Here is a 26291-nt window from a genome sequence, read left to right as displayed (position 1 = left end):
GCGTCAAAGCCAGATTAGGCTTTTGAAACCATTGGATATTCTGTAGCCTTGCGCAGCTTCACCTTTACCCGTGCTTGATGAACACAATCACTTCGTCCGGCGGCGCCCGAAGGGCTCCAGAGCCGGTGGTACACTCGACTTTCGCGCTACTGCGCCTGCAGGTCTTGCGAACATGACGCACATTTCCGAACGCCTACTGGTTCAAGCCCACCTCGACGCCAAGCAGCCCAAGGCCCTCAGCGCCGAGGAAGAGGCGAGCCTGCGTGCCGCCATTGCTGCCGAGCTCAAGGCTCAGGACGCGGTGCTGGTTGCCCACTTCTATTGCGATCCGGTGATCCAGGCCCTGGCCGAAGAAACCGGCGGCTGTGTCTCCGACTCCCTGGAAATGGCCCGCTTCGGCGCAGCCCACCCGGCCAAGACCGTACTGGTCGCCGGTGTACGTTTCATGGGCGAGACCGCCAAAATCCTCACCCCCGAAAAACGCATCCTCATGCCGACCCTGGAAGCCACGTGCTCCCTGGACCTGGGGTGTCCGGTGGATGAGTTTTCGGCGTTCTGCGACCAGCATCCCGAGCGCACCGTGGTGGTGTATGCCAACACTTCGGCGGCGGTCAAGGCCCGGGCCGATTGGGTGGTGACCTCCAGCTGTGCGCTGGAAATCGTCGAAAGCCTGATGGACAACGGCGAGACCATCATCTGGGGCCCGGACAAGCACCTGGGTACCTACATCCAGCGCCAGACCGGTGCCGACATGCTGCTGTGGGACGGTGCATGCATCGTCCACGAGGAGTTCAAGTCCAAGCAGTTGGAAGACATGAAGGCGCTGTACCCGGACGCAGCGATCCTGGTGCACCCGGAATCGCCGACCTCGGTAATCGAACTGGCCGACGCGGTGGGCTCCACCAGCCAGTTGATTGCGGCGGCACAGCGGCTGCCGAACAAGACCTTCATCGTGGCGACCGACCGCGGCATCTTCTACAAGATGCAGCAGCTGTGCCCGGACAAGGTCTTCGTCGAGGCGCCCACGGCCGGTAACGGCGCTGCGTGCCGCAGTTGCGCGCACTGCCCGTGGATGGCGATGAATACGCTGGAGCGTACGCTGCAGTGCCTGCGTGAGGGCAGTAATGAGATATTCGTCGAGCCGTCGGTGATTCCGCACGCCGTGCGACCGCTCAAGCGCATGCTGGATTTCACCCAGGCGGCGCGCCTGAAGCTGGCGGGTAACGCCTGAATCGAGGCGAGCTCGGTTGAAAATGTGGGAGGGGGCAAGCTCCCTCCCACATTTTGATTTCGTTCAGGCAGCGGTTTATTTCTTTTGCTTCGGGATGCGCACCAACTGCGTATCCGAGTAGATGTCATGCCAGCTGCGTTTGTGCTTGTCGAACAACGACCAGACAAACCCCAGCCCCACGCATAACCACGACGCAATCGACACTACAAAGCGCAACAGCGCCTGCCACAGGCTGATCCGCGAGCCGTCGGCGTTTTGCACGCGCACGCCCCAGACCTGCATGCCCAGGGTTTGCCCGGAATGGGTCCAGAACTTGGCAAAGAAACCAAACAGCACAAACAACAGAATCGTCGACAGCAGCGGGTCACCGTCCAGTGCGCCGGATTCGGTGAGGGTGCGCATCCTGGCTTCGCCCACGAACGCGATCCACACCAGCTTGTAGATAAACGCGGTGACGATCAGCAGCGCGGTGCACAACAGGAAGTCATAGAACATCGCTGCCAGGCGACGGCCCAGGCCAACGGCGGGGAACTCGCCTTGGGGACTCAGCAAGGGTTTAGACATGGCAGGGCTCTCAGAGGAAAAAAATCATTTTACGGAATAGCGCCCATAAAAAAGCCCCTGATGTCATGTCAGGGGCTTTTTGTCGCAGGAAGGATCAGCCTTCTGCTTGTACTTCGTCAGCCTGCATGCCTTTCTGGCCTTGAACTGCAACGAAGGTGACCTTCTGGCCTTCCTTCAGGCTTTTGAAGCCGTTGCCTTGAATAGCGCGGAAATGCACGAACAGATCCGGACCGCTTTCTGGAGTGATAAAACCAAACCCTTTCTCGTCGTTAAACCACTTGACGGTACCGCTCTGACGATCAGCCATTTTCTTATTTCCTTGACGCTAAAAATTAATGACAGCCCCTTTCACATGAAAGAGTACTGGGCTGGGTTGCAGGAAAGTAAGAGACGTCGAACGGGTTGTAGCACAACTACTTCAGCTACTGCCCAGGTCCAGGTTCCAAGCGACCCATGCAAACACAGTGGGCAAACTCTACGCCAACTAATGGAGAAAAAACAAGCCCTGGCAAAAGCCCAGGTTTTGCTCGGCCGCATGACACTTCGTTGAATAATGTGAAACCGACTTATTCGATAGAATGGGTCACTTGTTATAGGTTAATTCCTATAATAATGCCTATCGTTGCTGCACTGTTTTATGGCGGTTGCGTTACAGATTAGTGCACGTTAACGCAACCGCGTTACTTATAGGAACAGTCAATCAGCCACGATAGTAACGTTGCGGCACAAATGGCATTTTGCTTACACGAAGTGGCACTTTTTTCCCACGCACCAACGCAGAGACTTCGGTGTCCAGTGCGGTGAATGCGCTGTCCAGGTAACCCATGGCCAGTGGGCCACCCAGGCTCGGGCCAAAGCCACCGCTGCACACGCTGCCGATCACGCTGCCGTGTTCGTCGACGATCTCTGCGCCTTCACGTACAGGTGTGCGTTCCTGGGGCAGCAGGCCTACTCGCTTGCGGCTTACACCGGTTTGCTGCTGGGTGAAGATGCGGTCGGCACCCGGGAAGCCACCGGCACGCACACCGTCGGTGCGCCGGGCCTTGGAGATTGCCCACAGGAGGCTGGCTTCGATCGGGGTGGTCTCGGTGTTCATGTCGTGGCCGTACAGGCACAGGCCGGCTTCCAGGCGCAGCGAGTCACGGGCGCCCAGGCCGATGGCCTGCACTTCGTCCTCGGCCAGCAGGCTGCGCGCCAGGCTTTCGGCGCTGGCGGCAGGCACGGAGATTTCAAAACCGTCTTCACCGGTGTAGCCCGAGCGGCTGACGTAGCAGTCCACGCCCAGCAGGCGCACCGGGGCGAATTGCATGAAGGTCATCCGGGTGACTTCCGGGGCCAGGCGCGCCAGTACCTTCACCGCAGCCGGGCCTTGCAGGGCCAGCAGTGCGCGTTCTTCGAACAGCGGCTCGATGCTGCACTGCTCGCCGATATGCTGGCGCAGGTGCGCCAGGTCCTGGTCCTTGCAGGCCGCGTTGACTACCAGGAACAGTTCGTCGTTACCCAGGTTCGCCACCATCAGGTCGTCGAGGATGCCGCCCTGGTCATTGGTGAACATGGCGTAGCGCTGCATGCCGACCGGCAGGTCGATGATGTCGACCGGTACCAGGGTTTCCAGGGCCTTTGCGGCATTGGCGCCGGTCAGGCGGATCTGGCCCATGTGGGACACGTCGAACAGCCCGGCCTGTTCACGGGTGTGCAGGTGCTCCTTCATCACGCCCAGTGGGTATTGCACCGGCATGTCGTAGCCGGCGAAGGGCACCATGCGTGCACCCAGCTCGAGGTGCAGGGCGTGCAATGGGGTTTTCAACAGGGTTTCGGTGGACATGTTCAGCTCCTGAAAAACGTGCCGGCGCGCCTTTAGGCGTCAGCACTCGATAATGTTGACCGCTAAACCGCCACGGGCGGTTTCCTTGTATTTGCTTTTCATGTCGGCGCCGGTCTGGCGCATGGTGCGGATGACCTTGTCCAGCGAGACGAAGTGTTGCCCGTCGCCACGCAAGGCCATGCGCACCGCATTGATGGCCTTCACCGAGCCCATCGCATTGCGCTCGATGCAGGGCACCTGCACCAGGCCGCCAATCGGGTCGCAGGTCAGGCCGAGGTTGTGTTCCATGCCGATCTCGGCGGCGTTTTCCACCTGGGAAACCGTACCGCCCAATACTTCGCACAACGCGCCAGCGGCCATGGAACAGGCCACGCCGACTTCACCCTGGCAACCGACTTCGGCACCGGAGATGGAGGCGTTTTCCTTGTAGAGAATGCCGATGGCGGCGGCGGTGAGCAGGAAGCGCACCACGCCGTCTTCATTCGCGCCAGGGATAAAGCGCATGTAGTAATGCAGCACCGCCGGCACAATCCCGGCCGCGCCGTTGGTGGGCGCCGTGACCACGCGCCCGCCGTTGGCGTTTTCTTCGTTGACGGCCAGGGCGTACAGGTTGACCCAGTCCAGCACCGACAGCGGGTCGCGCAGGGCCGACTCCGGGTTCTTGCACAACTGGCGATGCAAGGCGGCGGCACGACGCTTGACCTTCAGGCCGCCGGGCAAGATGCCTTCGTTGCGACAGCCGGCTGCCACGCAGTCCTGCATCACCTGCCAGATCTTCAACAGGCCGGCACGGGTTTCCGCTTCCGGGCGCCAGGCGCTTTCATTGGTCAGCATCACCTGGCTGATGGACAGACCGTAGGTGGTGCAATGGCCGAGCAAGTCCTTGGCATGCTTGAACGGGAACGTCAGTGGGGTGGCGTCTTCGACGATCCGGTCGGCGCCGGCGGCGTCTTCATCCACCACAAAACCGCCGCCCACCGAGTAGTACTCGCGGCTGCGGATCTGGATGCCCGCCGCATCAAAGGCACGAAAAATCATGCCGTTGGGGTGGTAGGCCAGGGGTTTGCGAATCATCGCCAGGTGTTCTTTCTCGTTGAACGCAATGCTGTGTTCGCCGAGCAGGTTCAAGCGGCCATCGCCGCGCATCTGCGCCAGGCGCGTGGCCACGGTTTCGGTGTTCACGGTGTCCGGGTGTTCGCCTTCCAGGCCGAGCAGCACGGCCTTGTCGCTGCCGTGGCCTTTGCCGGTGGCGCCGAGGGAGCCATAGAGTTCCACCTTGATGCCGGTGGTGGCGCTCAGCAGATTGTCACGCTTGAGGCCTTCGACGAATCGAGCGGCCGCGCGCATGGGGCCGACGGTGTGGGAACTGGAGGGGCCGATGCCAATCTTGAACAGGTCGAACACGCTTAAGGACATGAGTTGTTCTCCGGTTTCTTGTTATGTATTGGGTGTACTCGGTCAATGTGGGAGGGGCGGTGCGACGATTCGACTTGCCCCCGATAGCGGTGGGTCAGTAGAAAGTTCTGGTGACTGACACACCGCTATCGGGGGCAAGCCCCCTCCCACATTTTTGACCGCGCTCAGCCAGTCGGGTTATGCGTAGCTCTCGATCGACGGGCACGCACACACCAGGTTGCGATCACCAAACACATTGTCGACCCGGCCAACCGGTGGCCAGTACTTGCCTTCGATCAACGAAGCGACCGGGTACACCGCTTGTTCACGGCTGTATGGGTGGCTCCATTCGCCAACCAGTTCCGCCGCGGTATGCGGTGCGTTTTTCAGCGGGTTGTCGTCCTTGTCCAGGGTGCCGTTTTCCACCGCGCGGATTTCTTCGCGGATGGCGATCATCGCGTCGCAGAAGCGGTCCAGTTCTTCCTTGGACTCGCTTTCGGTCGGCTCGATCATCAGCGTGCCGGCCACCGGGAACGACATGGTCGGGGCGTGGAAGCCAAAGTCGATCAGGCGCTTGGCCACGTCATCCACGCTGATGCCGCTGCTGTCCTTCAGCGGGCGCAGGTCGAGGATGCATTCGTGCGCCACCAGGCCATTGCTGCCGGTGTACAGCACGGGGTAGTGCTCTTCGAGGCGACGGGAAATGTAGTTGGCATTCAGTATCGCCAACTGCGACGCGCGCTTGAGGCCTGCGCCGCCCATCATGCTGATGTACATCCAGGTGATCGGCAGGATGCTTGCACTGCCGAACGGTGCCGCACACACCGCGCCTTCCTTGCGCGCCATGGCCGCGTGGCCGGGCAGGAAGGGCGTGAGGTGGGACTTGACGCCAATCGGGCCAACGCCCGGGCCGCCACCGCCATGGGGGATGCAGAAAGTCTTGTGCAAATTCAGGTGGGACACATCGCCGCCGAACTTGCCCGGTGCGCACAGGCCAACCATCGCGTTCATGTTAGCGCCGTCGATGTACACCTGGCCGCCGTTGTCGTGGATGATCCCGCAGATTTCGCGGATACCTTCCTCGAACACGCCGTGGGTGGACGGGTAGGTAATCATCAGCGCGGCGAGGTGCTCACGGTGCTCGATGGCCTTGGCGCGCAGGTCTTCGATGTCGACGTTGCCACGGGCGTCGCAGGCGGTAACCACCACACGCATGCCGGCCATGTTGGCGGTGGCGGGGTTGGTGCCGTGGGCCGACGATGGGATCAGGCAGATGTCACGACGTGCTTCGCCACGGCTCTGGTGATAGGCACGGATGGCCAACAGGCCGGCGTACTCGCCCTGGGAACCGGCGTTCGGCTGCAGGGAGATCGCGTCATACCCGGTGGCCGCGCAGAGCATGGCTTCCAGGTCGGAGGTCAGTTGCAGGTAGCCGGCGCTTTGCTCGGCCGGGGCGAACGGGTGCAGGGCACCGAACTCGGCCCAGGTCACCGGGATCATTTCACTGGCGGCGTTGAGCTTCATGGTGCACGAGCCCAGCGGGATCATGGTCCGGTCCAGGGCCAGGTCCTTGTCCGCCAGCTTGCGCAGGTAGCGCATCAGCTCGGTTTCCGAGTGATAACGGTTGAACACCGGATGGCTGAGGATCGGTGACTGGCGCAGCAAGGCGTCGGGCAGGCGGCTGTCCACCGTGGCGTTGACGTCCGGCAGGGCTTTGCCATTGGCAAAGATCGCCCACAGGGTTTCGATATCGGCCTGGGTGGTGGTTTCGTCGACCGACAGCCCAACCCGCTCGGCGTCCACCACGCGCAGGTTGATGCGCTGGGCGCGGGCCTTGTCGTGCAGCGCAGCGGTGTCGGCGCCGGTGTGCAGGGTCAGGGTGTCGAAGAAGTGTGCCTGCTCGACCTTGAGGCCCAGGGCGGTCAAGCCCTTGGCGAGCATCGCGGTCAGCTGGTGAATGCGCTTGGCGATCTGGGTCAGGCCCTGGGGCCCGTGGTACACGGCATACATGCTGGCGATGTTGGCGAGCAGCACTTGCGCGGTGCAGATGTTGCTGGTGGCTTTCTCGCGGCGGATATGTTGCTCGCGGGTCTGCATGGCCAGGCGCAGGGCCGGCTTGCCAAAGCGGTCTACCGACACACCGACCAGGCGCCCCGGCATGTCGCGCTTGAACGCATCCTTGGTGGAGAAGTACGCCGCGTGCGGGCCACCGAAGCCCAGCGGCACGCCGAAGCGTTGCGCGCTGCCGATGGCCACGTCGGCGCCGAACTCACCCGGCGGGGCCAGCAGGGTCAGGGCCAGCAGGTCGGCAGCCACGGCCACCAGGGCGTTGGCGGCATGGAAACGCTCGGTCAGCGCGCGGTAGTCGAACACGTCACCGTTGCTGGCCGGGTATTGCAGCAGGGCGCCGAAGAACCGGCTGACATCGGTCAGTTCGCGCTCATCGCCGACCACCACGTCGATGCCCAGCGGCTCGGCACGGGTGCGCAGTACGTCGAGGGTTTGCGGGTGGCTGTGGACCGAGGCGAAGAAGGCGTTGCTGCCCTTGTTCTTGCTCAGGCGCTTGCAGAAGGTCATGGCTTCGGCGGCGGCGGTGGCTTCATCGAGCAGCGAGGCGTTGGCGATCGGCAGGCCGGTGAGGTCGCTGATCAGGGTCTGGAAGTTCAGCAGCGCTTCCAGGCGGCCTTGGGAAATCTCTGGCTGATAAGGTGTGTAGGCGGTGTACCAGGCCGGGTTTTCCAGAAGGTTGCGCAGGATCGGCGACGGCGTATGGCAGTTGTAGTAGCCCTGGCCGATGTAGGTCTTGAACAGTTGGTTCTGGCTGGCGATGGCCTTGATCCTGGCCAGGGCCTCGGCTTCGCCCAGGCCGTCTTCCAGGCCGAGCACGCTGGTGCCCTTGATGCTCTCCGGGATCACGCTGGCGCTCAGGGCTTCCAGGGAATCGAAGCCCAGGCTGGCGAGCATCTGCTGCTCATCTTCCTGGCGCGGGCCGATGTGGCGGGCGATGAACTCATTGGCGGTGCTGAGATTGATGGTCATGGCGCGCTCCTCAGGCTTCGGCGTTGGCTTTGATCAGACGGTCGTACGCGTCCTGATCCAACAGTTTAGCGACTGCCCCGGCATCGGCCGGTTTAAAGCGGAAGAACCAGCCTTCGCCCAGCGGGTCTTCGTTGACCAGTTCCGGGCTGCCATCGAGCTTGGCGTTCACTTCCAGCACTTCACCGTCCAACGGCATGTACACGCCGCTGGCGGCCTTGACCGATTCAACCGTGGACGCTTCTGCGCCCTTGTCATAGGCCTGCAACTCCGGCAGTTGCACGAACACCACATCACCGAGCGCGTTCTGCGCGAAAGCGGTGATACCCACGGTGACGCTGCCGTCAGCTTCGGCGCGCAGCCATTCGTGATCTTCAGTGAAACGCAACTCGCTCATGGAAACTCCTCAGGGCCAGAATCGTCTGGTGGGCGGGATTGGAATAATGGGGAGTTGCTTAGCAATATCGCGGCCAATGTGATTAATCCTTTATTAATCAATGGCTTGATAAAAACGGTTATAACGATAGCGCCTTTGTGTGTAGCGATTTCGCTACACTCCGGCCGTCGAAAAAAAGCCTATGTGGATCAAAGCCTTGCATGGCGCGCAAAAAACAAGGTTGTAGCGATATCGTTCCACTGTAGCGCTTTCAGTACGCATGGACGTCGTTTTTCGCGATTTATCTACCGTCCGGGAGGCCGGCCGGCGTTTTACCGTTCGCGCACTTCGTCATCAGGATGCGCCCCATGAGTGCTTCAAAGGTTATTCCCCCAGAGATTTCCCAGGCGCGGACGTCTCGCGACTATTTATCCAAGGTCTTCGCCCGGCGCCTGGGCCTGACCCAAGTGGCCCGCGCAATGATCCAGGAATGGATCGGGCAGTGGTTTGCCGGTTCCGGCCTGCAGGCCGGTAACAGCTGGATCGGTGTGATCCAGCCAACCTCGACCGGCCGCCGCCACATGCCGCTTATGACCTTGAGCGACGCACTGATCCAGCGCTGCATGAAGGGTGACGCGCTGAACTACACGCCAGGCCATCATGTGCTGTTGGTGCAGTCTGCACCGCAGGTGTTCGAACCGGCGAGCGGCGCCATCACCGTGGACGATATCGAGTGGATGCTCAACACCCTGGCGCCCGATGTGCTGGCGGGTTTTGCCGAGCGCTTGGTGCAATACTGGAACGCGCGCGTGTCGGACGGTTCGGCCGACAGCCGTTGGCACGCGGTCAGCAGCCAGTTACGTGCATGCCTGCTCACGGCGCGGCAGAACCCGCCATTGACGCCGGAGCAGGCGCGATTGCTGCTGGGGCTGGGCGATGAGCAGGCACAGCAGCTTTGGGGGCATCGGGCGGATCGAGAGGCCTTGGGTGGCGCCGATGCGCTGCATATCTATCAAGTCTATGCGGCCCAGGCCGGGACAACGGGCGAATGGCTGCCGCTGTTGGTCTTGCAGCGTCGGGTCGTGGGGCAACAGGTCACCCTCGTCTATATCCCGGCGATGAACCTGGTGCAGCTCGAGTCCCTGGACGCCTTGGGTGACCTGCTGCCGCGCTATATGGGCCGTTACCGGCCAGGGGCGCCGCTGCAATGGGTACTGCGCGAGCCCGAGGGCGATGTGTTCGATGCGTTGGCCCAGGCCTTGCTCGAACGCCAACTTCGCGATGTGCGGCGGGTTGACTGGTCGGCATTGCCCGACATCGGCAGCTATGAACAGCTGTTCACCACGCTCACCTCGCCACTGGCCTGGTTCGACCCGGACGCTCTCGAACAGCCCCATGAAGAACAGCTGCCGCTCTGGTTGCAGCGGGCCAGCAGCGCGGATCGCCTGGCTTACGGGCAGTGGCTGGAGCACCTGGCGCAGCTGCAGCGCAGTACCGGCGGTGCAACGTTCCTCGATGGCCTTGAGCCGATCGATGTGTATGCGCGCAAGGCGCTGCAACGGCAAATGCGCCTGGATCATCCAGCGCAGGCTCCCATCAACCCGGACGACTGCCTCCTGACCTTCGAGCGCACCCAGGGCGGCACGGTTGGCTGGACGCAACGGACCACCCGGACCTTGACCCAGTGGTCGCTGGAAAACCCCTTCGCCACCGCCTATGCCAGTGTGCACATCAGCCACCAGGTCACGCCAGGTAACGTACCGCGCTGGGTCACGCCGGCCTATCTCAAGGGGCTGATCGAACGGGTGGACGTGGGCAAGCACTATCCGCCATTGCTGGAGCACGCACTGATCACCGACCCGACGCAGTCTGCACGGCGGCGTCGCTTGTTTGTCGATCAGATGGCGCTGCAACTGCCGATGCGCGCCCTTGAAAACAGCCTGCGCCAACGCAACGGCTTTACCCGCTCCGGCGCTCGGGTGGTGCACGCGTTGCTGCGGGAAGATCCGCTCCAGCGTGGGGTCGACGGTGAGGTGATCGTCGCCAGGCCCCTGGCATTCCTGGCCCATGCAGGCGGGCTGGCCCATCAAGCGCACAACCTGTTTGTCATCGGTCCCCGCGACAACAGCACGTTGCCGCATATTCTCTATCGGCCGGATCAAACCGACGCGATGCTGCAACAATTTCCCAGTCGCCAGGCGTTGCTCGACGCGATCGCAACGGTGGGCAGCGATCTTCAACCCGTGGTGCTGCAGCGTTTACCGCAGGATAGCCGTACCCTGTTTGCCAACGGCGGTTTTCTGCGTCCCCATGTCCAGCGTGTGCTGCAGGGCGATGAGTTCGACGTGCTGCCCGCATCGAGCCCGGCGTTGCTGAGTGACGAACCGGTGCGTGGCGAGTTCCTTGAGAGCGTCTTCGATGAAAACGCCCGAGACCTGTGGCAGCGCGCTGTCAAGCAGTCGGTTTCCAACGAGGCGCTGCGTTGGACCCTGTTCAAGAATGATCTGTGGCAAGTGTTCAATGCGCTTTTGCCGATGGTCAGGGGCCCGGTGGCGGTGGCGGGCTGGTTGTCCCAGACCTTCAGGACATTCCAGGCGGTGCTGGCGCTGCCGGCCGAGACGAGCCGCGAAGATTCCGCCAATGCCTTCGCCGAGCTGATCGGCAGCGTGGCCGGCCTGCTGATGAGCCCGGTGGTCACGCTGGATCAACGACTGCGCTTGAGTTCGGGCGCTGCCCAGGCACATGACTTGATCCCGGCCAGCCACACGCGCCACTCGGCGTCGACGTTTGCCTGGCAGCGTTCATTCGCCGACGTCACGGCAATGGATTTTTCCTGGGCCAACTCAAGGTCCAGGCTTACGACCCGGCAGCGTGTCCAGCTCGAGACTTTCCAATGGTCACCCAGGCAGGGCGAGCGCTGGCCCGACTCGCCGACACTGGCCTCGGCGGCCAGCCCGGTGCGTGGTCGGGTGCTGGTCCAGCGCGACGGCAGCGCGGCCCGTCACGAGCAGTACACCTTGATAGACAGCAAAGTCTATGGCGTGAGGACGGTCAGGGATGGCTGGCGGGTCGTCGATCTGCGGCAACCCCAGCGTCTCGGCCCGTGGCTGGACAAGGATGCCCATGGGGTGTGGAAAGTCGACCTGGGCCTGCGCCTGGTTGGCGGGCAGCCAAAGAGCACGGTGGCCCAGCGGCGTGCCCACATCGAGCGGCAAAAGCTTGAGCTTGAGCACGAATACAGCGCGGCAAGCCGCGAATTACAGAGCCTCGAGCGTGTCGTGACCGCGGCCGAAGACCTGTGTGAGAAGGCGCACCTGACCTCCGAGGCGGCCTTTACCGAGCAGCACCGGCGCGATGCCAGGGCGCGTTACCTGCGCGAGTTGGAAAAAAAGGCCGATGCGCAACAGAAAAAACTCAATGTGCTGATGCGCAGAAACGCCAACAAGCCCCTGGACGGCTTTGAACGGGAACAGTGCCTGCAGTTGGAAGATATCGTGCTGAACATGCGCCGGCAGATGTTCGTGCTGACCTTCAGTCGCCGCGAGGAGCAGTTTTCCGCAGCGCATCTCGCGCAACTGTCGGAGCGAGTGGCGGGGGAGGACGCGACCGCAGTCCAGGCGGTGATTGGGACCTTGACCGAAGAGAGCCGCAGGATCGGCGAGTTTCACGACAAGATGGTCAACCTGAGCTTCTGGGAGCGGGTCAATTACGAGCGGTTGCTCAGCATTCCTGCCTACAAGTCCTACATCGGTGAGTTGCAACCGTCCTCATACGGGCTGCCATTGGACTGGCGGACCGTGCAGTTGCAGGTGCTCAAGGAGCAGCTGTGGCGCCGGCTGCCCCTGCCTGAAGAACAGGATGATTACAGTCGGATCGACGCGGCCATGGATGAGGCGATCCAGTCGGCCCAGTCCCAGAAAACCATCGATGAGCCAGGCGTGCTGAGTGTGCAACAGCGCATCGACGGTACCCGGGCGGTGCTGCACGAATACGCGAAAACCCTGGCGCTCCTGGATGAATACCGTGCCGCCGCGCCGGAATTGATCCATGGGGATGCCGAGGTGCCGGTGCAAGCCACGATCCTCAGCCTGGAACAGGAGTCGAGAATCGCCCTGGCAAAGCTGCTGCGCGAGCACGAGCGCAACCCTCAGCCTGGCCGGGTACGGCCCCTTGAAGCTGATCAACGGCTGATCCGCGATTCGAAAAAGCGCTATCAATTGGGGCGGGTTCGCGCCCGCACGCCGGAAGCGACCGAAGACATCGTTGATGTCATCAACCCGATTGACCAGGCCGTGGTGGTCAGCCTGCATCAGCAGCCGGGTTCGGATACGTTCGAAGCGATCACCGAGGCTGGCGCGGTGATGCCGCGGCCGACGCGTTCCCTGGAAAAACTCAAGGCCGACGCGCGCCGCTTGTTGGCCAGGGCACCGCTGGTGCTGCAGCAGGCCCGCGATGAAGCGCGCAGTGCCACGCTGCCGGCCAGCGTCGAAGCCCGGTTGACGCGGCAGTCCGAGGGCATCAAGGCGGTTGCCGAAAAGATCCGCAAGGCGCTGCCGTCAACGCCGGATACCGCGGCCCAGGCGCTGCTCGATGAACTGGAACAGGCCGCCAGCGACTCTCTGGAGCAGGGGCGAGGGTTGCGCATCGAGATGATCAAGCGCTTGCCGCCCGATGAGGATGGGATTGCCTGGCTCCAGGCCCAGGACCAGGTGCAGATACTGCGCATCGAGGGGCGTATTGCGCTCAAGCGGGTGGATGATTTCCTGCAGGAGTATGTGGTCAAGGACAGGCAGGGCAAGGTCCTGGCTTATGCGCACTTTCATTACTCGTCGCCCACGGACCCCGATTTACCCTACAACGCCGGCCATCTGAAAAGGCCGGAGCAGCGCTTCATGAGTTTTCGCAGCCTGCTCGACAAAACCGACAACGAGGCCATCGCGATCTACTATTCGCGCATCAGCCCGCCCATGGCCACGCAACTGTTTTTCAGCGCCACCGGCGTTATCAAGCATCGTGGCCGGCGTGCGTTCTGGTGAGGCAGGCGCTAGGGTTTTGCGGGAATGCCGTACTTGCGCAAGCGGTGGGCGATGGCGGTGTGTGAGGTTTGCAGGCGGCTGGCCAACTGCCGGGTCGAGGGGTAACTGACGTAGAGTTTCTCCAGCAGGCTGCGCTCGAAGTCCTCGACGGCCTGTTCCAGGCTATCGACTTCGCCGTCGTTCTGGCGGGCCACGGAGGTGCCGGCGATGTCGAGGTCACCGATGTCCACCAGGCTGCTTTCGCAGATGGCGGCGGCGCGGAAGATCACATTCTGCAACTGGCGCACATTGCCCGGCCAGCGGTTGCCCAACAGCGCCGGATAGGTGCCGGGCGCCAGGCGGCACACCGGGCGCTGGATCTGCGCACAGGCCTGCTGCATGAAGTAGCGGGCCAGCAACAGGATGTCCTGGCCGCGTTCGCGCAGGGGCGGCACTTCGACGTTGAGCACGTTGAGGCGGTAGAACAGGTCTTCGCGGAAGGTGCCTTCGCTGACCATTTTTTCCAGGTCGCGGTGGGTGGCGCTGAGGATGCGCACATTGACCTTCACCTCGCGGTCGCCGCCGACCCGGCGGAAGCTGCCGTCGTTGAGAAAACGCAGCAGCTTGGCTTGCAAATAGGGCGACATTTCGCCGATTTCATCGAGAAACACCGTGCCCTGGTTGGCCAGCTCCATCAGCCCCGGCTTGCCGCCGCGTTGGGCACCGGTAAAGGCGCCGGGGGCGTAACCGAACAATTCACTCTCGGCGAGATTCTCCGGCAACGCCGCGCAGTTCAGCGCCAAAAACGGCGCACTGTGACGTGCGCTGATGGCGTGGCAGGCCCGCGCCACCAACTCCTTGCCGGTGCCGGTTTCGCCCTGGATCAACAGCGGCGCATCGAGTGCGGCAACCCGTTGTGCGCGTGCCTTGAGGGTGCGGATCACCGGGGATTCGCCCAGCAGCGCATCAAAGCCTTCGGCATGATCGTGGTGCAGCGCCGACAGTTGTTCGCCGATGCGGTTGGGTTGGTACAGGGTGAGCAGGGCGCCGGCATCGGTGATCGGCGTGGCGTCGAGCAAAAACGTCTGGCCGTTGACGCTGATTTCACGCAAGGGCAGGCGAAAGCCGTTTTCCAGCAAGGTGTCCAGCAAGGCCGGATCATTGAACAGCTCGGCGATACTTTCCCCGGCCGGTTCGCGACCGTACAGCGCGATCAGCGCCGGGTTGGCCAGCAGGATCTTGCCCGCACTGTCCAGGGCCAGCACCGGGTCGGTCATGGCTGCCAGCAGGGCATCGAGTTGCAGGTGGCGGCGTTGGCCGGGGAGAATGTCCACCACCGTCACCGCTTGTACGCCGCGCACGCTGAACAGCGCGTCACGCAGCTCTTCGAGCACGTCGGCGCTGAGGGTCGGCGCATCGATATAGACGTTGGGCGGCACCATTTCCACCGCATCCAGGTTGAGATTGCGCCCACCGAGCAAGGCCAGGACTTCCTGGGTGATACCGACGCGGTCGATAAAGCTGACGTGGATACGCATGGGGCGAATGTTGGTTCTGGCGTACTGAGGGTGGCCAGTATGCCTGACAGGTGATGGAGATCAAAAATGTGGGAGCGGGCTTGCTCCCACATATGAGGGTTGGAGTCGGGGGCGTCGGGTTATTCCAGGTGTTCAGGCTTGATCGGGTCCCCGGATTTCACATCCAGTTGATGCCGCACATCCTCGAACATCAGGTCGTACTGTTTGTGCATCGAGCCATTCAACACCGCAATCTTCGGCATCCCATACTTCTGCGCGATGTTCATCGCATGCCGGGCAAAGTCGAATGCCTGGTCCTTGGGCAAGAAGAACTCTTCCTTGAGGTCCTTGCCCTGCACCGAGCCGTGCAGCTTGAACAGCATGCCCTTGCCTTCCTTTGGATCCTGGCTGACTTCGTAGTCGATACACAGGTTGTAGCTGTAGTCGTCCTTGTTCAGCGCGTGACGTTCGACGTGCAGGTGACCGGGTTCAAAGGTGGCCATAGGCGTATCTCCTCTACTTCACAGATAGGTGATGCCAGGTGTCGCCGTGCTGATGCGTGTGCCGGCGCTGCCCTGGACGATGGCTTCGATGTCCGAGAGTGAACCGATCACCGCGGTTTTGCCAGTCTGGCGGGCGAACTCGCAGGCGGCTTGCACCTTGGGCCCCATGGAACCGGCGGCGAAGCCGAGTTTTTCCATGTCGTCGGGGTGGGCCTGGCCGATGGCTTTCTGGGTCGGCTTGCCGAAGTCGATAAAAGCGGCGTTGACGTCGGTGGCGATCACCAGCAAATCGGCGTCCAGTTGCGTGGCCAGCAACGAGGAGCACAGGTCTTTGTCGATCACGGCTTCGATGCCCTTGAGCTTACCGTCTTCACCGTACAGGGTCGGGATACCGCCACCACCGGCGCAGATCACGATGGCGCTTTTTTCCAGCAGCCACTTGATCGGGCGAATCTCGAAGATGCGTTTGGGCCGTGGGCTGGCCACGACGCGGCGATATTTATCGCCATCCGGGGCGATGGCCCAGCCTTTCTCGGCGGCGAGTTTTTCCGCTTCGGCCTTGGAGTACACCGGGCCGATGGGCTTGGTCGGGTTCTGGAAGGCCGGGTCCTTGGCATCCACTTCCACCTGGGTGAGCAGGGTGGCGAACGGCACTTCGAAGTCCAGCAGGTTGCCCAGTTCCTGTTCGATGATGTAGCCGATCATGCCTTCGGTTTCGGCACCGAGCACGTCCAGCGGGTACGGCGAAACGCTGGTGTAGGCCGCCGCCTGCAACGACAGCAGGCCGACCTGCGGGCCATTGCCGTGGGCGATGACCAGTTCGTTGCCGGCATGGATCTTGGCGATCTGTTCGGTGGCAATGCGGATATTGGCGCGTTGGTTGTCTGCGGTCATGGGTTCACCACGGCGCAGGAGGGCGTTGCCGCCCAGGGCTACGACGATGCGCATAATGCAATCCTTCTATAGGTGTGAACACAGAGGCCAATGTGGGAGGGGGGCAAGCCCCCTCCCACATTTGACCGTGTAGCCTTTAGATATCCGCGAGTGCCGACACCAGGATCGCCTTGATGGTGTGCATGCGGTTTTCCGCCTGCTCAAAGGCGATGTTGGCCGGCGACTCGAAGACTTCCTCGGTCACTTCCACACCATTGGCCAGGTTCGGATAACGTGCGGCGATGTCCTTGCCGACCTTGGTTTCGCTGTTGTGGAACGCCGGCAGGCAGTGCATGAATTTCACCCGAGGGTTGCCCGAGGCTTTCATCATCTTGGCGTTGACCTGATACGGCAGCAGTTGCTCGATGCGTTCGTCCCACGCTTCCACCGGCTCACCCATGGACACCCAGATATCGGTGTGGATGAAGTCCACGCCTTTGACGGCTTCTTTCGGGTCTTCAGTGATGGTAATGCGTGCGCCGCTTTCCTCGGCGAAGGCCTGGCACTGTTTGATGAAGTCTTCATGGGGCCACAGGGCTTTCGGCGCGCCGATGCGCACGTCCATGCCGAGCTTGGCGCCGATCATCAGCAGCGAGTTACCCATGTTGTAGCGCGCGTCGCCCAGGTAGGCGTAGCTGATGTCATGCAGCGGCTTGTCGCTGTGCTCGCGCATGGTCAGGGTGTCGGCGATCATTTGGGTCGGGTGGAACTCGGCGGTGAGGCCGTTGAACACCGGCACGCCGGCGAACTTGGCCAGTTCTTCGACGATTTCCTGCTCGAAGCCACGGTATTCAATGGCGTCGAACATGCGACCGAGTACGCGGGCGGTGTCTTTCATGCTTTCTTTGTGGCCGATCTGCGACGACACCGGGTCGATATAGGTGACGTGGGCACCCTGGTCGTGGGCCGCCACTTCGAAGGCGCAACGGGTGCGGGTCGAGGTTTTTTCGAAGATCAGCGCGATGTTCTTGCCTTGCAGGTGCGGACGCTCGGTGCCGGTGTATTTGGCGCGCTTGAGGTCGCGGGACAGGTCCAGCAGGTAGTGCAGTTCGCGGGTGGTGTGGTGCATCAGCGACAGTAGGCTGCGGTTGCGCATATTGAAAGCCATGATGGGATCTCCTTAATAGTCGATAGGGTCGCGGATGATCGGGCAGGTCATGCAGTGGCCGCCGCCACGGCCACGGCCGAGTTCACCGGCGCTGATGGTGATGACTTCCACGCCGGCCTTGCGCAGCAGGGTGTTGGTGTAGGTGTTGCGGTCGTAGCCGATCACTACGCCAGGCTCCACGGCCACCACGTTGTTGCCGTCGTCCCACTGCTCGCGTTCGGCGGCGAAGCTGTTGCCGCCGGTCTCGACCACGCGCAGGGCCTTGAGGTTGAGCGCGGCGGCCACGGTCTCGAGGAAGTTGGTTTTCTCCCGCTGAATGTCGATGCCGTGGGGTTTGCTTTCGTCAGGGCGCAGGGTGAAGGGCACGATCTGGTTGACCACTTCGGGGAAGATGGTCACCAGGTCGCGGTCGCAGAAGCTGAACACGGTGTCCAGGTGCATCGCCGCGCGGGACTTAGGCAGACCGGCAACGATCACCCGTTCCACCGCTTTGTTCTTGAACAGGTTGCGCGCCAGTTGGCCGATGGCCTGGTGGGACGAGCGCTCGCCCATGCCGATCAACACCACGCCATTGCCAATCGGCATGACGTCACCGCCTTCGAGCGTGGCGGCACCGTGTTCCTGGTCGGGGTCGCCGTACCAGATCTGGAAGTCCGCGTTGGTGAACTCGGGGTGGAATTTGTAGATGGCGCTGGCCAGCAGGGTTTCCTGGCGTCGCGCCGGCCAGTACATCGGGTTGAGCGTCACGCCGCCGTAGATCCAGCAGGTGGTGTCGCGGGTGAACTGGGTGTTGGGCAGCGGCGGCAGGATAAAACTGGCGTGGCCGAGGAAGTCGCGGAACATCTCGATGGTCTTGCCACCGAAGCTGCTCGGCAGGTCATCGGCCGACACGCCACCGATCAGGAACTCGGCGATCTTGCGTGGCTCCAGGCTGCGCAGCCAGGAGCTGACCTCCTCGACCAGGCCCAGGCCCACGGTGTTGGAGGTGATCTTGCGTTCCAGGATCCAGTCCAGGGCTTCGGGGTTGGCAACGATATCGGTCAGCAGGTTGTGCATTTCCAGCACATCGATGTCCCGTTCGCGCATCTTGGTCACGAAGTCGAAATGGTCGCGCTTGGCCTGGGCTACCCAGAGCACGTCATCGAACAGCAGTTCATCGCAGTTGTTAGGGGTCAGCCGCTGGTGGGCCAAGCCTGGGGAGCACACCATGACTTTGCGCAGTTTGCCGGCTTCGGAATGTACGCCGTACTTCACTTTTTCCGTGGTCATTACAGATCCTCCAGTGAACATCAGTTACAGAGTCAGGAAGCCGTCGTAGAGGCCATAGGCAGCCACCAGGGCGCCAATGACGACTGCGGCGAAAATCAGCTTCTCGACGTTGGTGAAAATCGGTTTGCCCAGTTCATGCTTGGCCTTGGCGAACAGGATCGCGCCGGGGGCATAGAGCAGGGCGGACAACAGCAGGTACTTGGTGCCGCCGGCATAGAGCAGCCAGACCGCGTAGATCAGTGCGATCGCGCCGATAAACAGGTCTTTCCTGCGCTCCTTGAGGGCGTTTTCGTAGGTTTCGCCGCGTACCGCCAGTAGCAGCGCGTAGGCCGCCGACCACAGGTAAGGCACCAGGATCATCGAGGTGGCGAGGTAGATCAGCGACAGGTAGGTACTGGCGGAAAACAGCGTGATCACCAGGAATATCTGGACCATGGCGTTGGTCAGCCACAGGGCGTTGGCCGGCACATGGTTGGCGTTTTCCTTGCGCAGGAACTCCGGCATGGTGTGGTCCTTGGCGGCGGCGAACATGATCTCCGCACACAGCAGCACCCACGACAGCAGCGCACCCAGCAACGAGATGATCAAGCCGACGCTGATCAGCACCGCACCCCAGTGGCCCACCACATGCTCCAGCACGGCGGCCATCGACGGGTTCTGCAGCTTGGCCAGCTCCGGTTGAGTCATGATGCCCAGGGACAGCACGTTCACCAGCATCAGGAACAGCAGCACGGTGATAAAACCGATCACGGTGGCCTTGCCGACGTCGCTGCGTTTTTCGGCGCGTGCCGAGAAGATGCTCGCGCCTTCGATGCCGATGAACACCCACACGGTGACCAGCATCATGTTGCGCACCTGGTTCATCACGCTGCCCAGGTCCGGGTTCTTCACGCCCCAGATGTCAGCGGTGAAGATGTCCAGCTTGAAGGCGAACACGGCGATCAACACGAACAGCACCAGGGGCACCACCTTGGCGACGGTGGTCACCAGGTTGATGAACGCCGCTTCCTTGATCCCGCGCAGTACCAGAAAGTGCACGGCCCAGAGCAAGACCGACGCGCCAATCACCGCCGCAGGCGTATTGCCTTCGCCGAAGATCGGGAAGAAGTAACCGAGGGTGCTGAACAGGAGGACGAAGTAACCGACGTTGCCCAACCAGGCGCTGATCCAGTAACCCCAGGCCGACGAAAAGCCCATGTAGTCACCGAAGCCGGCCTTGGCATAGGCGTAGACGCCGCCGTCCAGGTCAGGTTTGCGATTGGCCAGGGTCTGGAAGACAAACGCCAGGGTCAGCATGCCCACGGCGGTGATCACCCAGCCGATCAATACCGCGCCAACATCGGCACTGGCGGCCATGTTTTGCGGCAGAGAGAAGATCCCGCCGCCAATCATTGAGCCGACGACAAGTGCAACCAATGCACCCAATCGAAGTTTTCCGGGAGATTCAGACATCGCATAACTCCAATGCAGGAGAAGAGAGACCACAGAATAATTCCGTGCGCTAATCAAACAGCTGACTCAGATCACTTCATTGGCACATTCCATTGTGAATTAATGACTTAGACTGGAAAGTCGTGGGCAATAGTTTTCCGCGCAAAGGCGCTTTCCAGAGCGATCTCTGCGGTTTGGTCAATCATTTAGTGCTGCGTATGGACGTTTGAAACTAGCCCGTTTTCCCGAATGTGCAAACTTTTCGCAATGGCGACAATAAATAGCTTGGAAGCGACAAAGTATTCGGCGTATTTAAAATCTAAATAAGCCTAAACTATAAAAACTGTCATGCCGCTGAGTTATGAGCGTGGCGGTTTTATCGCTGTCTTTAATAAACGCTACACTCGCTGAGTTAATTAGTTGAGTGCACGGTTGTCCGCTCAAATCTTATTCAGGAGTCTGCATGTCTCAACCGGCCCAGAAACTTCGGCTTGGCGCCCTGATTGCCCTGGTGGTGGGCTCGATGATCGGCGGGGGGATTTTCTCGTTGCCGCAGAACATGGCCGCGCGCGCGGAGGTGGGCGCGGTGTTGATCGGTTGGGCGATCACCGCCGTGGGCATGCTGACCCTGGCGTTTGTCTTCCAGACCCTGGCCAATCGCAAGCCGGAACTGGATTCCGGGGTGTACGCCTACGCCAAGGCGGGTTTCGGCGACTACATGGGTTTTTCATCGGCCTGGGGTTACTGGATCAGCGCGTGGATGGGCAATGTCGGTTATTTCGTGTTGCTGTTCAGCACCCTCGGCTATTTTTTCCCGGTGTTCGGCCAAGGCAACACGCCGGTGGCCATCGGCTGCGCATCGTTGCTGCTGTGGGCCGTGCATTTCCTGGTGATGCGCGGGATCAAGGAAGCCGCGTTCATCAACCAGATCACCACTGTGGCCAAGCTGGTGCCGCTGCTGATGTTCGTGGTGATCGCCGCCGTGGCGTTCAAGGCCGATATCTTCACGGCTGACATCTGGGGCCTGGAAAAGCCGCAATTCGGCAGTGTGGTGGACCAGGTGCGCAATATGATGCTGGTCACGGTATTTGTGTTTATCGGCATCGAAGGCGCCAGTGTGTATTCGGCGCGGGCCGAGAAGCGCGCGGACGTAGGGCGGGCCACGGTGATCGGCTTTCTCGGCGTGCTGGCGCTGTTGGTGCTGGTGAATGTGTTGTCCCTGGGCATCATGAGCCAGGCGGAGCTGGCCGGCCTGCAAAACCCGTCCCTGGCCGGTGTGCTCGAGCATATCGTCGGTCCCTGGGGCGCGTTGCTGATCAGTATCGGCCTGGCCGTGTCGCTGCTGGGTGCCTTGCTGTCCTGGGCGCTGCTGTGTGCCGAGATCCTCTATGCCACCGCCCATGACAAGACCATGCCGGCCTTCCTGAAGAAGGAAAATGCCAACCAGGTGCCGGTCAACGCCTTGTGGCTGACCAATGTGATGATCCAGGTCTTCCTGGTGATCACGCTGTTTTCCCACAGCACCTACACCACCCTGATCTACCTGGCGTCGTCGATGATCCTCGTGCCTTACCTGTGGTCGGCGGCCTACGCGGTGTTGCTGAGCGGGCGTGGTGAAACCTATGAAGGTGCCCACCGCCATCGCATCAAGGACCTGCTGGTGGGGTTGATCGCCCTGGGTTACGCCGTATGGTTGCTCTACGCCGGGGGCCTTAAATACCTGCTGCTGTCGGCGCTGCTGTATGCGCCGGGCGTGATCCTGTTCGCCCTGGCCAAGCGCGAACAGGGCCAGCCGTTGTTCACCCACGTTGAGAAAGGCATTTTCAGCTGCGTGATCGCCGGCGCGGGGCTGGCGGCGTATGGGTTGTACAGCGGGGTGTTGTCGTTGTGATGGGGTGACGGTACTGGCCTCATCGGGAGCAAGCCCCCTCCCACATTTTGAATATGTTCACCCATCAAAGTGTGGGAGGGGGCTTGCTCCCGATAGCGGCCGTCAAGTCACCATTGAGGCCGGTGGGAGCCCAATTCTCCCGCCGGCAAATCCCATTGCAATGGCGTACCGCTGATGGTCAGCGGGGGCAGCAGCCGATGGGCCTGGCCCCAGGCGGTCTGTTCGACGACCAGGCCTTGATCCCCTGGTTCTTCCTCGCGCAACGCCGGTTGGTCGGGCACTTGGCCTGCTTGCACCAGTAACGTTGCGGTGCGTGCCAACGACAACCGCGCCGAACCACCGCGCCCCGACTGCAACCGTTCGCCCAGCGCCTGAATCGCACTGGCCGCCATCAGATACCCGGTCGCGTGATCCAGCGCCTGCAACGGCAGTGGCAGCGGTTTATCCGCGTGTTTCCAGCGCATGCCGGCCTCGGCGATCCCGCTGCTCATCTGCACCAGGCTGTCGAAGCCCCGGCGATTACGCCACGGGCCGCTCCAGCCGTAGGCGTTGAGGCTGACGTCGATCAGGCCTGGGGCGAGGTGTTGCAGTTCGGGAGCGGTGTAGCCCAGATGCTCCAGGGCGTCAGCGCGGTAACCGTGGAACAGGATGTCGGCGTCCCTGAGCAAATGCTCGAAAACCCGCCGACCTTCGGGCGTTTTCAGGTCCAGGCGCGCGCAGCGTTTGCCCAGGGTCATTTCCGGGACTACGCCGGGCTCGTTCCAGGTGGGTGAGTCGATGCGCAGTACATCCGCGCCGAGGCCGGCAAGGAAACGACTGGCCACCGGGCCGGCCAATACGCGGGTCAGGTCCAGCACCTTGAGGCCGGCCAGCGGGCGTGCCAGCGAACCGTGCCAGGGTTTGTCGGTCGTGGTTTCGAAGGTCTGGCGTTGGACCAACGCCTCGGCGTTCACCGCCAACCCCTGCGGGTGCTGCTGCCAGGCTTGCCAGGCACGCATCTGCGCGGCGCAGCCACCTTGGTCGACAATCGCCTGTTCCAGTTCTGCCGCGTTCCACGCCGCGACCTTGCCGGCCATCCCGGCGCGGTCGGCGACCGTGCCCAGCACCCGCTCGGCGGCGGCACGGTGATGAGGCGCGTTGGTGTGCAGGCGAATCCAGCCATCGGCGCTGGCGTAATCGCCGGCCACCGGATCCCACAACGGCGGCACTTGCCAGCCCCGCGGGCGGATCGAGGACGAGAACCAGAAAGAGGCGAGGCGTCGGTCCACGGTCACGTCGGGCAGGCGCCCGGTCCGTTGCCGGATCAACTGGGCGACGGCCTGCCCGGCGGCGCCGATGCTGGCACTGGCCAGTTCGGTGACGGCGAAGGTCGAGGGCAGCGCGCCAGCCTCGGTGAAGGTCAGCGGGGTGTGGGGTAGATCGAGTGCGGCTTGGATGGGAGTCAGCAGGTCAGTCATCAAAGGCCCTCCGTAAGAGAAGGGCCACTATAGAAGATCATCACACCGGCGTGACAACTCCCGGTTCCAACGGCAGGTCGATGCTGGCGATAAAACCACCGGCTGGGTGATTGGCCAGGATCAGGCTGCCACCGTGGCGTTCGGCCGCGCGTCGCGCGATCGCCAGGCCCAGGCCGTGGCCTTGGGCGGTCTGGCCGGGAGCGCGGTAGAACGGTTCACCGAGTTGACTCAGGTGTTCGGCGTCCACACCGGGGCCATGGTCGCGCACGCTGATCAGGATACGTTCGCCCTGGAGCTGGGCGTGCAAATCGATCGGTTGCCCCGGCGGGTTGAAGCGCTGGGCATTGCGCAGCAGGTTATCCACAGCCCGTTCGATCATGGTCGGCCAGCCCTTCAGTTGCAGGTCGGCGTCGGTGCTCAGTTGCACCACCTGGTCCGGCGCGCTGAGTTGGGCATCCTTTTGCAGGGTTTTGAGCAGGGCGATGAGGTCGACGTCTTCGGCGCTGGCATTGTCGGCATCGACGCGGGCCAGTACCAGGATCTCGCTGATCAGCGCTTCCAGGCGGTCGCATTCGCGGGTCAGGCGTGGCCAGAGTTTTTCCCGTTCTTCGGGGCTGGCGCGTTCGGCCAGGGCCAGGGCGATGCGCAGGCGCGCGAGGGGCGAGCGCAGCTCATGGGACACGTCGCGCAGCAGCTGGCGTTGACTGCCGATCAGGCTTTGCAGGCGTGCGCCCATGCGGTTGAAGTCGGTGGCGAGTACGCCGAACTCATCGCGGCGGTTGGCCAGTTGCGCCAGGCTGTTCTGCTGGTAGGTGGCCTGGCCGAGGTCATGCACCGCGCCGCGCAGGCGGCTCAGTGGACGGGTGATGGACAAGGTGACGAACAGGCTGAACAAGGTCAGCACCACCAGGGCAATCACCAGTGCGCTCAAGGGCCATGCCAGGCTGCTGCGGTGCCACTCGTCCAGCTCCGGGTGCGGGATGCGGTAGATCAACAGGTAAGTGTCGCCGGTCTTCTCGCTGGTGTACTCGGCGGTCAGGCGTCGCCAGGGCAGATGGCCTTCCTTGCTGTCGTTCTGTCGGGCTTCAAAGGCGGCGGCGCGGCGCGGGAAGGTGCCGCGCACCACCGGCTCGCCGCTTTCGTTGAGCACTTGCACGTCGATGTGGTACTGGCGCTTGCGCTGTTGCAGCAGGTCCTGGGCGGCATCCTCGCCCTGGGTTTCGTAGAGTTGGGTCCACTCTTGCGCGAGGTTATTGAGGCCGGGGTGGCGGCTGAGAATCCAGGCATCCTGGTTAAGCATGTGCCCAAGCAGGATCGACAACCCGGCAACCAGGGCGATGGCCAGCCAGAAACTGGCCAGGATGCGCCAGAACAATGAACGCACAGGAAACCCTCAAACAGGAAAAGCCCAGTGGCGGTGGCCACTGGGCTGGGAGTGTTAACGCGGGGGCATTATTGCGCTTTTTGCGGCTGTTGCGCTTTCCAGGCCTGGAATTCCTTCCATTCGGCACGGCGCTGTTCTTGCTTCTTGACGATCTCGTCGAACTTCTTCTGCTGGTCAGGCTTGAGCACGGCACGGATATCGGCCTGGGTCTTCTGCTTGCCGGCGGCGATTTCATCCTGCATGGCTTTCTGGTCGGCGGCCGGGAGTTTGTCCAGGTACTTTTTGACCAGGTCTTTGCGAGCGTGCCATTGGTCACCCATCAGCTTGCCGATCTGCTCGCGCTGTTCGCGGCTCAGGTCCAGTTGGCTGAAGGGGCCGCCTTTGCCACGCGGACCGTGTTCACCGCCGTGGCCCGGGCCACCCATCATGTGCCCTTCAGGGCCGCCCATCGGGCCTGGGCCTTCGGGCAGTGCGGCCATGGCAACGGTCGGCAGGGCGGCGGCGAACATCAAAGCGATAAGGGTCTTGCGCATGGTGATTCTCCTGTCTCTATTCCGGTGAGTCCGGATGTGAGTAGATTACGGAGATCAAGGTCAGCGGCGGTCAGGTGTGGGTAAAGCTTGGGTAAAGAGGGTTTTGTTGTGAACTGACAAAACCCTGCAGGAGCGAAGGGGACTTAGAGGCTGTAGTAGTAGCCCCGGCTGCGCAACGCCACGATCCGTGGCCGGCCATCGGGGTGCGGGCCGATCTTCTTGCGCAGGTTGCTGACGTGCATGTCCAGGCTGCGATCGTAAAGGGTCAGCTTGCGGCCCAGGGCGATCTGCGCCAGTTCCTGCTTGTCCAGCGGTTCGCCGGGCTGGCGCAATAATGCTTCCAGCAGGCGGCTTTCGGAGACGGTGAGGGTGAACTCCTGCTCATCGATGCTGACCACGCCGCGCACCGGGCTGAAGCACAGGTCGCCCAGTTCCAGTTGGCTGGACACGGCGGCCGGGTGGCTGCGGCGCAATACCGCGCGCAGCCGCGCGGTGAGTTCGCGCGGGTCGCAGGGCTTGGCCAGGTAGTCGTCGGCGCCCAATTCCAGGCCGAGGATGCGGTCCAGGGGTTCGCCCCGCGCCGAAAGCATCAGCACCGGCAGCTCCGGGTGGTCGTTGCGCAATTGCTTGAGCAGCTCCAGGCCGCTGCCGTCGGGCAGCATCACATCCAGCACTACCGCTGCCGGGGCGCTGTCGGCCAAGGCCTTGCGTGCGCTCAAGCCGTCGTGGCAGGCGCGCACCTGGAAACCTTCCTGGCTCAGCCAACTGCTCAGCAGCTCGCAGAGCTCCTGGTCATCATCTATCAGTAACAGCTCGCTCATGA

The 26291-nt window shown here is 62.3% G+C and carries 19 protein-coding genes; 3 read left to right on the top strand and 16 right to left on the bottom strand.

Annotation, left to right across the window (positions count from 1 at the left end; translation table 11 throughout):
• The first annotated feature begins 172 nt into the window (after positions 1 to 172).
• Complete coding sequence (gene nadA / locus C8K58_RS28405; protein ID WP_027605549.1) at positions 173 to 1231, top strand: quinolinate synthase NadA; 1059 nt, start codon at positions 173 to 175, stop codon at positions 1229 to 1231.
• A 75-nt stretch (positions 1232 to 1306) separates the two neighbouring features.
• On the opposite strand, the gene C8K58_RS28400 is transcribed toward nadA, so the two are convergent.
• The 6 genes from C8K58_RS28400 to gcvH all read right to left on the bottom strand — a co-directional run bounded on the left by C8K58_RS28400 (position 1307) and on the right by gcvH (position 8448).
• Positions 1307 to 1795, bottom strand: a complete 489-nt coding sequence (locus tag C8K58_RS28400) for an RDD family protein (protein WP_027605550.1) — start codon at positions 1793 to 1795, stop codon at positions 1307 to 1309.
• 94 nt (positions 1796 to 1889) lie between these two features.
• Positions 1890 to 2102, bottom strand: coding sequence for a cold-shock protein (locus C8K58_RS28395; protein ID WP_014339904.1), 213 nt, complete (start codon positions 2100 to 2102; stop codon positions 1890 to 1892).
• 393 nt (positions 2103 to 2495) lie between these two features.
• Complete coding sequence (gcvT, locus tag C8K58_RS28390) at positions 2496 to 3620, bottom strand: glycine cleavage system aminomethyltransferase GcvT (protein WP_098478854.1); 1125 nt, start codon at positions 3618 to 3620, stop codon at positions 2496 to 2498.
• A gap of 39 nt (positions 3621 to 3659) precedes the next feature.
• Positions 3660 to 5036: an L-serine ammonia-lyase gene (locus C8K58_RS28385; protein WP_027605552.1), complete on the bottom strand. Its 1377-nt coding sequence runs from the start codon at positions 5034 to 5036 to the stop codon at positions 3660 to 3662.
• Positions 5037 to 5213: 177 nt separating this feature from the next.
• A complete protein-coding gene (gene gcvP / locus C8K58_RS28380) occupies positions 5214 to 8054 on the bottom strand; it encodes an aminomethyl-transferring glycine dehydrogenase (protein WP_108574753.1) in 2841 nt (946 codons plus the stop codon).
• Between the two features lie 10 nt (positions 8055 to 8064).
• On the bottom strand, positions 8065 to 8448 hold the full coding sequence (gene gcvH / locus C8K58_RS28375; RefSeq protein ID WP_027605554.1) for a glycine cleavage system protein GcvH: 384 nt from the start codon (positions 8446 to 8448) through the stop codon (positions 8065 to 8067).
• A gap of 347 nt (positions 8449 to 8795) precedes the next feature.
• Here gcvH and C8K58_RS28370 point away from each other — a divergent pair, with 347 nt between their 5' ends.
• On the top strand, positions 8796 to 13463 hold the full coding sequence (locus C8K58_RS28370) for a hypothetical protein (protein WP_108574752.1): 4668 nt from the start codon (positions 8796 to 8798) through the stop codon (positions 13461 to 13463).
• Between the two features lie 8 nt (positions 13464 to 13471).
• Here C8K58_RS28370 and C8K58_RS28365 read toward each other — a convergent pair whose 3' ends face one another.
• The 6 genes from C8K58_RS28365 to arcD (C8K58_RS28340) form a co-directional block, all read right to left on the bottom strand.
• Positions 13472 to 14980: a sigma-54-dependent transcriptional regulator gene (locus C8K58_RS28365; protein WP_027605556.1), complete on the bottom strand. Its 1509-nt coding sequence runs from the start codon at positions 14978 to 14980 to the stop codon at positions 13472 to 13474.
• 119 nt (positions 14981 to 15099) lie between these two features.
• Positions 15100 to 15462, bottom strand: a complete 363-nt coding sequence (locus C8K58_RS28360; RefSeq protein WP_027605557.1) for a DUF5064 family protein — start codon at positions 15460 to 15462, stop codon at positions 15100 to 15102.
• A gap of 18 nt (positions 15463 to 15480) precedes the next feature.
• On the bottom strand, positions 15481 to 16410 hold the full coding sequence (gene arcC / locus C8K58_RS28355; protein ID WP_065925908.1) for a carbamate kinase: 930 nt from the start codon (positions 16408 to 16410) through the stop codon (positions 15481 to 15483).
• A gap of 82 nt (positions 16411 to 16492) precedes the next feature.
• Entirely contained in the window at positions 16493 to 17503 is a 1011-nt protein-coding gene (locus C8K58_RS28350; protein ID WP_027605559.1) for an ornithine carbamoyltransferase, read from the bottom strand.
• A gap of 12 nt (positions 17504 to 17515) precedes the next feature.
• Complete coding sequence (arcA, locus tag C8K58_RS28345; RefSeq protein ID WP_027605560.1) at positions 17516 to 18772, bottom strand: arginine deiminase; 1257 nt, start codon at positions 18770 to 18772, stop codon at positions 17516 to 17518.
• A 24-nt stretch (positions 18773 to 18796) separates the two neighbouring features.
• Positions 18797 to 20224, bottom strand: a complete 1428-nt coding sequence (gene arcD / locus C8K58_RS28340; protein WP_027605561.1) for an arginine-ornithine antiporter — start codon at positions 20222 to 20224, stop codon at positions 18797 to 18799.
• A gap of 442 nt (positions 20225 to 20666) precedes the next feature.
• Between arcD (C8K58_RS28340) and arcD (C8K58_RS28335) the strand changes: the two genes are divergently transcribed.
• Positions 20667 to 22094 (top strand): arginine-ornithine antiporter, encoded by a 1428-nt coding sequence (gene arcD, locus C8K58_RS28335; RefSeq protein ID WP_027605562.1) that lies wholly within the window; start codon positions 20667 to 20669, stop codon positions 22092 to 22094.
• A 107-nt stretch (positions 22095 to 22201) separates the two neighbouring features.
• On the opposite strand, the gene C8K58_RS28330 is transcribed toward arcD (C8K58_RS28335), so the two are convergent.
• The 4 genes from C8K58_RS28330 to C8K58_RS28315 form a co-directional block, all read right to left on the bottom strand.
• Complete coding sequence (locus tag C8K58_RS28330) at positions 22202 to 23551, bottom strand: CoA transferase (RefSeq protein ID WP_108574751.1); 1350 nt, start codon at positions 23549 to 23551, stop codon at positions 22202 to 22204.
• A gap of 40 nt (positions 23552 to 23591) precedes the next feature.
• Positions 23592 to 24935, bottom strand: a complete 1344-nt coding sequence (locus tag C8K58_RS28325) for a HAMP domain-containing sensor histidine kinase (RefSeq protein ID WP_108574750.1) — start codon at positions 24933 to 24935, stop codon at positions 23592 to 23594.
• Between the two features lie 68 nt (positions 24936 to 25003).
• Positions 25004 to 25468 (bottom strand): LTXXQ domain protein, encoded by a 465-nt coding sequence (locus C8K58_RS28320; protein ID WP_027605565.1) that lies wholly within the window; start codon positions 25466 to 25468, stop codon positions 25004 to 25006.
• 143 nt (positions 25469 to 25611) lie between these two features.
• Positions 25612 to 26289, bottom strand: a complete 678-nt coding sequence (locus tag C8K58_RS28315) for a response regulator transcription factor (protein ID WP_027605566.1) — start codon at positions 26287 to 26289, stop codon at positions 25612 to 25614.
• Between the last annotated feature and the right edge of the window lie 2 nt (positions 26290 to 26291).

Source organism: Pseudomonas sp. GV047 (assembly GCF_003058245.1).
Lineage (GTDB): Bacteria > Pseudomonadota > Gammaproteobacteria > Pseudomonadales > Pseudomonadaceae > Aquipseudomonas > Aquipseudomonas marginalis.
This window is presented reverse-complemented; position numbering and strand designations above follow the sequence as displayed.

Bases quoted from the DNA above. Each gene is read 5' to 3' on its own strand.
- nadA (WP_027605549.1), top strand. From the start codon at position 173: ATGACGCACATTTCCGAACGCCTACTGGTTCAAGCCCACCTCGACGCC.
- C8K58_RS28400 (WP_027605550.1), bottom strand. From the start codon at position 1,795: ATGTCTAAACCCTTGCTGAGTCCCCAAGGCGAGTTCCCCGCCGTTGGC.
- C8K58_RS28395 (WP_014339904.1), bottom strand. From the start codon at position 2,102: ATGGCTGATCGTCAGAGCGGTACCGTCAAGTGGTTTAACGACGAGAAA.
- gcvT (WP_098478854.1), bottom strand. From the start codon at position 3,620: ATGTCCACCGAAACCCTGTTGAAAACCCCATTGCACGCCCTGCACCTC.
- C8K58_RS28385 (WP_027605552.1), bottom strand. From the start codon at position 5,036: ATGTCCTTAAGCGTGTTCGACCTGTTCAAGATTGGCATCGGCCCCTCC.
- gcvP (WP_108574753.1), bottom strand. From the start codon at position 8,054: ATGACCATCAATCTCAGCACCGCCAATGAGTTCATCGCCCGCCACATC.
- gcvH (WP_027605554.1), bottom strand. From the start codon at position 8,448: ATGAGCGAGTTGCGTTTCACTGAAGATCACGAATGGCTGCGCGCCGAA.
- C8K58_RS28370 (WP_108574752.1), top strand. From the start codon at position 8,796: ATGAGTGCTTCAAAGGTTATTCCCCCAGAGATTTCCCAGGCGCGGACG.
- C8K58_RS28365 (WP_027605556.1), bottom strand. From the start codon at position 14,980: ATGCGTATCCACGTCAGCTTTATCGACCGCGTCGGTATCACCCAGGAA.
- C8K58_RS28360 (WP_027605557.1), bottom strand. From the start codon at position 15,462: ATGGCCACCTTTGAACCCGGTCACCTGCACGTCGAACGTCACGCGCTG.
- arcC (WP_065925908.1), bottom strand. From the start codon at position 16,410: ATGCGCATCGTCGTAGCCCTGGGCGGCAACGCCCTCCTGCGCCGTGGT.
- C8K58_RS28350 (WP_027605559.1), bottom strand. From the start codon at position 17,503: ATGGCTTTCAATATGCGCAACCGCAGCCTACTGTCGCTGATGCACCAC.
- arcA (WP_027605560.1), bottom strand. From the start codon at position 18,772: ATGACCACGGAAAAAGTGAAGTACGGCGTACATTCCGAAGCCGGCAAA.
- arcD (WP_027605561.1), bottom strand. From the start codon at position 20,224: ATGTCTGAATCTCCCGGAAAACTTCGATTGGGTGCATTGGTTGCACTT.
- arcD (WP_027605562.1), top strand. From the start codon at position 20,667: ATGTCTCAACCGGCCCAGAAACTTCGGCTTGGCGCCCTGATTGCCCTG.
- C8K58_RS28330 (WP_108574751.1), bottom strand. From the start codon at position 23,551: ATGACTGACCTGCTGACTCCCATCCAAGCCGCACTCGATCTACCCCAC.
- C8K58_RS28320 (WP_027605565.1), bottom strand. From the start codon at position 25,468: ATGCGCAAGACCCTTATCGCTTTGATGTTCGCCGCCGCCCTGCCGACC.
- C8K58_RS28315 (WP_027605566.1), bottom strand. From the start codon at position 26,289: ATGAGCGAGCTGTTACTGATAGATGATGACCAGGAGCTCTGCGAGCTG.